Source organism: Candidatus Methylomirabilis limnetica, assembly GCF_003044035.1.
In the GTDB taxonomy this organism is placed as follows: Bacteria; Methylomirabilota; Methylomirabilia; order Methylomirabilales; family Methylomirabilaceae; genus Methylomirabilis; species Methylomirabilis limnetica.
This window is the reverse complement of record NZ_NVQC01000013.1, coordinates 146,262-153,077: the sequence shown is the minus strand read 5'-3', so window position 1 is coordinate 153,077 and position 6,816 is coordinate 146,262. Positions and strand designations below refer to the sequence as shown.

Here is a 6,816-nt window from a genome sequence, read left to right as displayed (position 1 = left end):
CGCTCTTCCAGTTGTTCAAGTGGTGTTGTCATAAGGCCTCCTTATCTGATTGCTCAATTAACAATCAGATGATAGGCCAAAAAAAGGGAAAAGTCAATATTACCCATAAATTTGTCTTACACCCGCAAGGAATTTCCAACGATCCGGAACATGGCAAACACTGCAGGAACGGTCAGCCTATTCCCGCTGATCAGAAGGACTCTCCACCTCCAAGCGGGGATGTCACCCTCGGCATCGCGGTGTAGATTTCAACCACAAATCTGCACCAACATCGGAACGTCTGGCCGAGTTCAATCGGAAGAGATGTCTACTTTGCGATCAGAATGGGTAGCGGCTTTGATAGGAATACGCAAATATTAAAGCGAGTAATCCGAGAACACTGCCCACAAGATACGTTTGTCCATTGTTATGTCGTCCAACGTTCGCAATCACCCGCGCGCACCGCTTTTGCGCGCGTCGGTGTGATTGCGCTGTTAGCCGTGGACATGCGTCACGACTCCAGGCTTGGCCTTGGGTAAGGCTTCGAGGACCTTGGGCACAATGGCAGAAGCACCTCAACATCGTTGCTTGGGGAGTCAACTACGATGACGGCGATCGTAAGACTGGAAAAGTTCTGCTGATACTCTAGATTGCGATCAACGGTCAAGAGAACTTCAAACCGCGCTGCCGCAAGTTGCAAGAGCGCGCCATTTTTAACGCCAGCCCACCCGGCTTCAGCGACCGTCGCGATTTCGTGGCCAGGAAGCTCCACGCGTAAGGCTCGGGGGAAACATTCGTCAAGCAGCACGCGCATCGGCGAGTAAATGCACTTTCGCCTGCTCGAGAGCAGCCACCGCGATGTCCCGGCTCACGGTTGGGAAGTCATCAAGGAACGTTTCAAGGGAGTGGCCGCCCTCGATATAGTCAATCAGCGCCTGAACAGGAACGCGCGTTCCAACGAACACCGGGGTGCCCCCCAGGATATCAGGATCGCAGTGCACAACCGACGATTGCTTCATGCCCCTACCTCTCGAAATGTCGGGTAAATTTTACTCCAAGCGCCGGACCACGGCTGACCAATCATTAGATGTACGGCTAAGTACACCACAGATCTTTCTACACGGTCAAGACGAAAAACTTTACGTCGTTAGAGTTTTCCTTGCCGCACTTTAGACAAAACATATTGCTCTCCCTTCCCCTTGATTAAAGAGTCAGACAACACTGGGGTACATGTTGCCCAACTATTATGTATGCTGACCAGTATATCCAGACCAACCGTTTTTAGGTCAGAGCAAATAGTACAGCCTTATCGCGTAGTTAGCAATACATTCTTATAAATCCTGATGACGGCAAACGCTGCACCCAGGTCAGCCTATTCAACCTTCCCACAGCGAACTGCCCTAGCTAAATTCGAGCCTATCGACTGGGCTGTGGATTCCCTTGTCCCTTCGGTTCATTACATGGGTATAGATCGTCGTAGTGTGTTGGCAGCCATGTGGATATAGGGCGCTCTTGGGTATGAAAGTTTAAAGCCAGACTATGCCACTCACTGGCTCGTCATTGCGAGCGACCGAAGGGAGCGTGGCAATCTGAATGTCCTTGAGGGTGTGAAGAACGATGGGATTGCTTCGGTCGCTCCGCTCCCTCGCGGTGACGCGGGTGGGGGAGACTTTCCAATCAGTGTCACCGCCAAATCCCCCCTCGCCCCCCTTTTTGAAAGGGGGGGATTGGGTGATGAGGAGTGATCTACTGTAGCGGAGTCCAAGGGCCGTATGCTATGGTAAAAGCGGTCATGGAGGAAAGTCGGTGGGGAGATCGTTACTGCGGTGGAGTGAGAGATGTCACAACGACAGATACGCAAGTACACACGAAGGGCCACCCGCTTACTCCTGATTGTGGCCGCTGTCACTGTTGCTTTGATCGTCCTGATGATGTTCGCTATGGGGCGCTGAGAACAGCCGGGGAAAGCCTGTTCAGCAGACGGCGAGAAATCGTCGTATGCGCGATGAAATGATTTACAAACTCGGTTTGGACAGATTATACTGCTACCAGTTAGAGTGAAGCCGCTTTTCACAACAGAGGGGAGAGGTGGCATCATGGGGGTTCAGCAACCCACACCAGACGAGCTGCTCAATATCTGTTACTTCCTTAAGCTCACCCGCGGGCTGGAGCAGCGGGTCATCACTCTCTACCGACAGGGCAAGATCGTGGGTGGCGTCTACCTTGGCACAGGGGAAGAGGCAATCGCGGTGGGGAGTGCCGTCGCACTCGAGCCCGACGACGTCATCGCCCCAACCCATAGGGACCTCGGCGCGAATCTCGTAAAGGGAATCACACCGAAGGAATTTATGGCCCAGTACCTGGCCAGACAGACCGGACTGACCAGGGGACGTGACGGCAATGTCCATTTCGGCGATATCACACGGGGCATCATCGGATTCATCAGTCCGATGGCCGACCTGCTGCCGGTGGCGGCAGGCGTCGGATTAGCCTTCAAGCTTCGGCGCGAGCGCCGCGTGGTCGCGGCCTTTTTCGGCGACGGCGCGTCAAGTCGCGGCGATTTCCACGAAGCCCTGAACCTCGCTGCCGTGCTGAAACTGCCCGTCATCTTCATCTGTCATAACAATCAGTACGCCTACTCCACCCCGGTCTCCCGTCAGATGGCCATCGAGCATGTCGCTGATCGTGCCAAGGCCTATGGGATGCCGGGCGTCAGCGTGGATGGTAACGATGTGCTCGCCGTCCGCGCGGCCGTCTCTTTAGCGGCCGCTCGCGCGAGATCAGGCGAAGGCCCTTCCCTCGTAGAAGGTAAGACGATGCGGATGCGAGGTCATTCCGAGCATGACGACGCCTCGTATGTCCCGCCTGCCCTGATCGAGGAGTGGCGAAAGCGAGACCCAATCGATCGATTCGTCGCGTACCTGCGAGATCAGAAGGTCCTTGACGACGCATCCGTCAAGGCGATCGACGACCGCATTGCCGGGGAAATCGAGGAGGCCGTTTTATTCGCGGAATCGAGCCCGTTTCCGGATGCGAAGGAACTTCTCGATGGAGTCTACGCCTCCTAGCTAACAGCTATCAGCCGGGTTTGAGGAAGAGGATGGAGATCACCTACCTCGAAGCGATTCGACAAGCCTTGTGGGAAGAAATGGACCGGGACGAGCGCGTCTTCATGCTCGGAGAGGATATCGGCGTCTATGGCGGCGCCTTCAAGGTGACAAAGGGGTTTCTCGACAAGTTCGGGCCGGAGCGGGTGATCGACACGCCGCTGTCTGAGTCTGGGTTCGTCGGAGCCGCGATCGGCGCCGCCCTCATGGGGATGCGACCGGTAGTCGAGATGCAGTTCGCCGACTTCATTGCCTGCGCCTTTGACCAGATCGTCAACATGGCGGCCAAACATCACTACCGCACCGGTGAACCGGTCCCCCTGGTGATTCGGGCCCCCTATGGAGGCGGCATCCACGCGGGACCGTTCCATTCCCAATGTCCAGAGGCGTGGTTCTTTCATGTGGCGGGCCTGAAGCTTGTGGCCCCCTCCACCCCTGCCGATGCGAAAGGTCTGCTGAAGGCAGCCATTCGCGATCCTAACCCGGTGATCTACTTTGAGCACAAGTACCTCTATCGTCACATCAAGGGGAATGTGCCGGAAGGAGACATCATCGTGCCGATCGGCCAGGCAGAGGTGAAAAGACAGGGCAGTACCGTCAGCGTGATCACCTACGGCGCCATGCTCCAGCAGTCGCTCGCAGCGGCGGAGCTACTCATGTCGGAAGGGATTGACTTGGAGGTAGTGGACCTCCGCACGCTCCAGCCCCTCGATATGGCCGCAATCGCCGCCTCAGTCAAGAAGACAGGACGAGTAATGGTGGTGCATGAGGCCCAAAAGACCGGTGGCATAGGCGGCGAGATCGCAGCCCGGATCGCCGAGGAGCTCTTTCACTATCTGGATGCCCCTATCGCCCGCGTGGCGCCCCCCCACACTCCTATCCCCTATAGTCCCGTGCTGGAGGAGGCGTACTTGCCCAATGCCGAAACCATCGCCAGTAAGGCAAGAGAACTGGCCAGCTTCTGAGGTCCGACCGTGCACATTCAAGTCATAATGCCACAGATGGGCGAGAGTATTGCGGAGGGGACGGTCATCGCCTGGCTGAAGAAGGTCGGTGAATTGGTCGCCAAGGATGAGCCACTGGTGGCCATCTCCACAGACAAGGTAGATGTCGAGATCCCCTCCACTGCCGCTGGAGTACTCGCTGAGATCGTCGTCCAGGATGGGGGCACGGCGTCGGTCGGAGCTGTGCTGGCCTATATCAGCGAGGCTTCTCACGCCGATACGGTCCCGCCAGGCAGGCCGGTGGTAGAGCGGCGGGAGGGCGTTCAGGCCACTGCGCTCGGAGCAGAGGCTGCGACGCAGACAACGCACTGGTACTCGCCCGTCGTCCTCGATCTGGCAAAGGAGCACGGCGTGGACCTTACCCGGGTGAGAGGAACCGGTACGGATGGACGCATCACGCGGAAGGATCTGCTAGACTTCATCGCGCAGCGACCACAGGTAACTGTACAGCCGCCCGGAGTGGGCCCCCAACCTCCTGCCCCCGCTACCGAGGACCAGATCCTCCCGATCAGCCCTATGCGAAAGGCAATCGCTGAGCATATGGTCCGGAGTCAGCGAACCGCTGCTCACGTGACGCAGATCTACGAGGTCGACATGACGGCCATCGATGGATACCGGCAGGCCCACCAAGAGACCTTCCTCAAGCAGACCGGAATTACGCTCACCTTTCTGCCTTTCGTGGTGAAGGCCGCTGCGGATGGCCTGCGCGCCTATCCGCTTATGAACGCTTCCTACACCCGTGAGGGGATCATCGTCAAACAAGCGGTCAATATCGGGATTGCCGTGGCTCTGGAGGAGGGTCTCATCGTCCCGGTGCTGCGGGAGGCTGACAAAAAGAGCTTCCTGACCCTGGCGAAACAGCTAGCCGACCTGGCCGCGAGGGCACGCGACAAGCGGATCAGTCTTGAGGAGGTCCACCAAGGGACCTTCACAGTGAATAACTTCGGCGCGTTAGGGACCCTGATCGGGACGCCGATCATTGTTCAGCCGCAGGCGGGAATCTTAGGCTTCGGCAAGGTGGTGAAGCGGCCGGTCGTGATCAACGATGCCATCACCATCCGTTCGATGGCCTACCTCTGCCTCTCCTACGATCACCGCCTCATCGACGGCGCCTACGCCAGCGCCTTCCTCAACCACGTTCAAACTACGCTCGACCATTTTGATTTCTCCATCGTTCGCTAGAAAGTAGCGGTCAGCAATCAGCGCCAAAAGCAGGTATTCAGACTGAAGACCGAAGGCTGAAGAATCCTTAACATCTTCAGTCTATCTACCTTCAGCCTCGGACAGAACTGATCTATTGTCTATCGCGGCTGCATCATGCAGTTGCATCCCGGCCCTCCTCGTCCTACACTATTATTGTTATTACTTTGAAAGTTCTCCATCACCCGTCCCGATGTAGGGGCGGCCCTCGTGGTCGCCCGATCTGGGCAGGCACAAGGCCTGCCCCTACAATGGGAAGGCTGAGGGAGGCAAGGCGCTGGCTTCCAGGACCATGGGTGCGCCGACAAAGCATGTAGCGGGAGCTTACGATGCGAATTCTGATCGTTGACGATGATGTGGATATGCGGAAGCTGCTTCTGCGAACCCTCCAACGATGGGGATACGACGCCGTCCCTGCGGCCGATGGAGTGGAAGCGTGGGAGCGTCTCCAGAACGAACCGATTAGTTTTGTGATCACTGACTGGACCATGCCGAATCTCGACGGTTTGGGGCTCTGCCGCCGGATCAGAGAGGCGAAATTCGCACGATACATCTACGTCATCCTCCTGACGGCCAAGAATGCGAAGGATGAACTCATCACGGGGATGGAGGCCGGGGCCGACGATTTTTTGATCAAACCCTTCAATGCCGGTGAACTCAAGGTCCGTATCAGAGCTGGGGAACGGATCGTCACACTGGAAAGTAATCTGGAAGAGCAGAATAAAAAGCTACAGGAGGCCTATTCCAGGATTCGTGAGGACCTTGATGCCGCGGTGAAGATGCAGCGAGGTCTCCTGCCAAGCAGTGCGCTGACCATCCCTGGGTTCAAGTTTGATTGGATATTCACTCCCTGTCATTTCGTCGCGGGGGATATCTTTAATTTCTTTCAGCTCAATGAACATCAGGTGGGCTTTTACATCCTTGACGTTGCCGGTCACGGGATTCCTGCGGCGATGCTGTCGGTCACGTTGAGTAAGGTCCTCTCCCCCATATCCAGTCAGGGCAGTCCATTGATGCGTTTCGTCTCAGACCCACCCCACTACGACATCGCGACGCCTGCAGAGGCTGTCCAATCCCTCAACCAACTGTTTCAGTCCGAGGATGATGCGATGCACTATTTCACTATGGTCTATGGCATCGTCGAGACTCGGAGTGCCAGAATGCTGCTCACTCAGGCCGGTCATCCATCCCCAATCTATCAACCCAGGGGGGCCAAAGCTGAGCTGCTGGGAACAGGGGGGTTTCCTGTGGGAATGTTGCTTGATGCCAAGTATGGGGAACTCGACCTCACCCTCCAACCGGGCGACCGCCTCTTCCTGTACTCCGACGGTATTACAGAATGTACCAGTAAGCATGGAGAGCATTTTTCCGTCAACCGCCTCATGACCCTCTTGGAAGAATGGCGAGACCGTCCGTTACGGGAGGTGATGGCGGGTATAGAGCAAACACTAGAGCGCTGGAGGGGCAGCAATGAGTTCGAAGACGATATCACGCTTTTGGCGCTTGAGCGGGTGTAGCGACTAGAG

Annotated in this window: 7 protein-coding genes; 5 read left to right on the top strand and 2 right to left on the bottom strand. The window is 56.7% G+C overall.

Annotation, left to right across the window (positions count from 1 at the left end):
• Positions 1-245: hypothetical protein (locus CLG94_RS13485; RefSeq protein WP_204593528.1), on the top strand; the 245-nt coding region annotated here is incomplete at its 5' end.
• Between the two features lie 245 nt (positions 246-490).
• Here CLG94_RS13485 and CLG94_RS03585 read toward each other — a convergent pair.
• Together CLG94_RS03585 and CLG94_RS03580 are read right to left on the bottom strand one after the other, a co-directional pair.
• The gene (locus CLG94_RS03585; protein ID WP_107561510.1) at positions 491-793 is read right to left on the bottom strand and encodes a DUF5615 family PIN-like protein; all 303 of its coding nucleotides are present in this window, start codon (positions 791-793) and stop codon (positions 491-493) included.
• Complete coding sequence (locus tag CLG94_RS03580) at positions 777-998, bottom strand: DUF433 domain-containing protein (RefSeq protein WP_107561509.1); 222 nt, start codon at positions 996-998, stop codon at positions 777-779. The genes CLG94_RS03585 and CLG94_RS03580 overlap by 17 nt, the downstream gene beginning before the upstream one ends.
• Before the next feature lie 1,077 nt (positions 999-2,075).
• Here CLG94_RS03580 and CLG94_RS03575 point away from each other — a divergent pair.
• The 4 genes from CLG94_RS03575 (at position 2,076) to CLG94_RS03560 (ending at position 6,807) form a co-directional block, all read left to right on the top strand.
• Complete coding sequence (locus tag CLG94_RS03575; protein WP_107561508.1) at positions 2,076-3,047, top strand: thiamine pyrophosphate-dependent dehydrogenase E1 component subunit alpha; 972 nt, start codon at positions 2,076-2,078, stop codon at positions 3,045-3,047.
• Between the two features lie 32 nt (positions 3,048-3,079).
• Positions 3,080-4,051, top strand: coding sequence for an alpha-ketoacid dehydrogenase subunit beta (locus CLG94_RS03570; protein ID WP_107561507.1), 972 nt, complete (start codon positions 3,080-3,082; stop codon positions 4,049-4,051).
• Positions 4,052-4,078: 27 nt separating this feature from the next.
• Positions 4,079-5,272: a dihydrolipoamide acetyltransferase family protein gene (locus tag CLG94_RS03565; protein ID WP_107561506.1), complete on the top strand. Its 1,194-nt coding sequence runs from the start codon at positions 4,079-4,081 to the stop codon at positions 5,270-5,272.
• Positions 5,273-5,619: 347 nt separating this feature from the next.
• Positions 5,620-6,807, top strand: coding sequence for a PP2C family protein-serine/threonine phosphatase (locus CLG94_RS03560; protein WP_107561505.1), 1,188 nt, complete (start codon positions 5,620-5,622; stop codon positions 6,805-6,807).
• Positions 6,808-6,816: the final 9 nt, after the last annotated feature.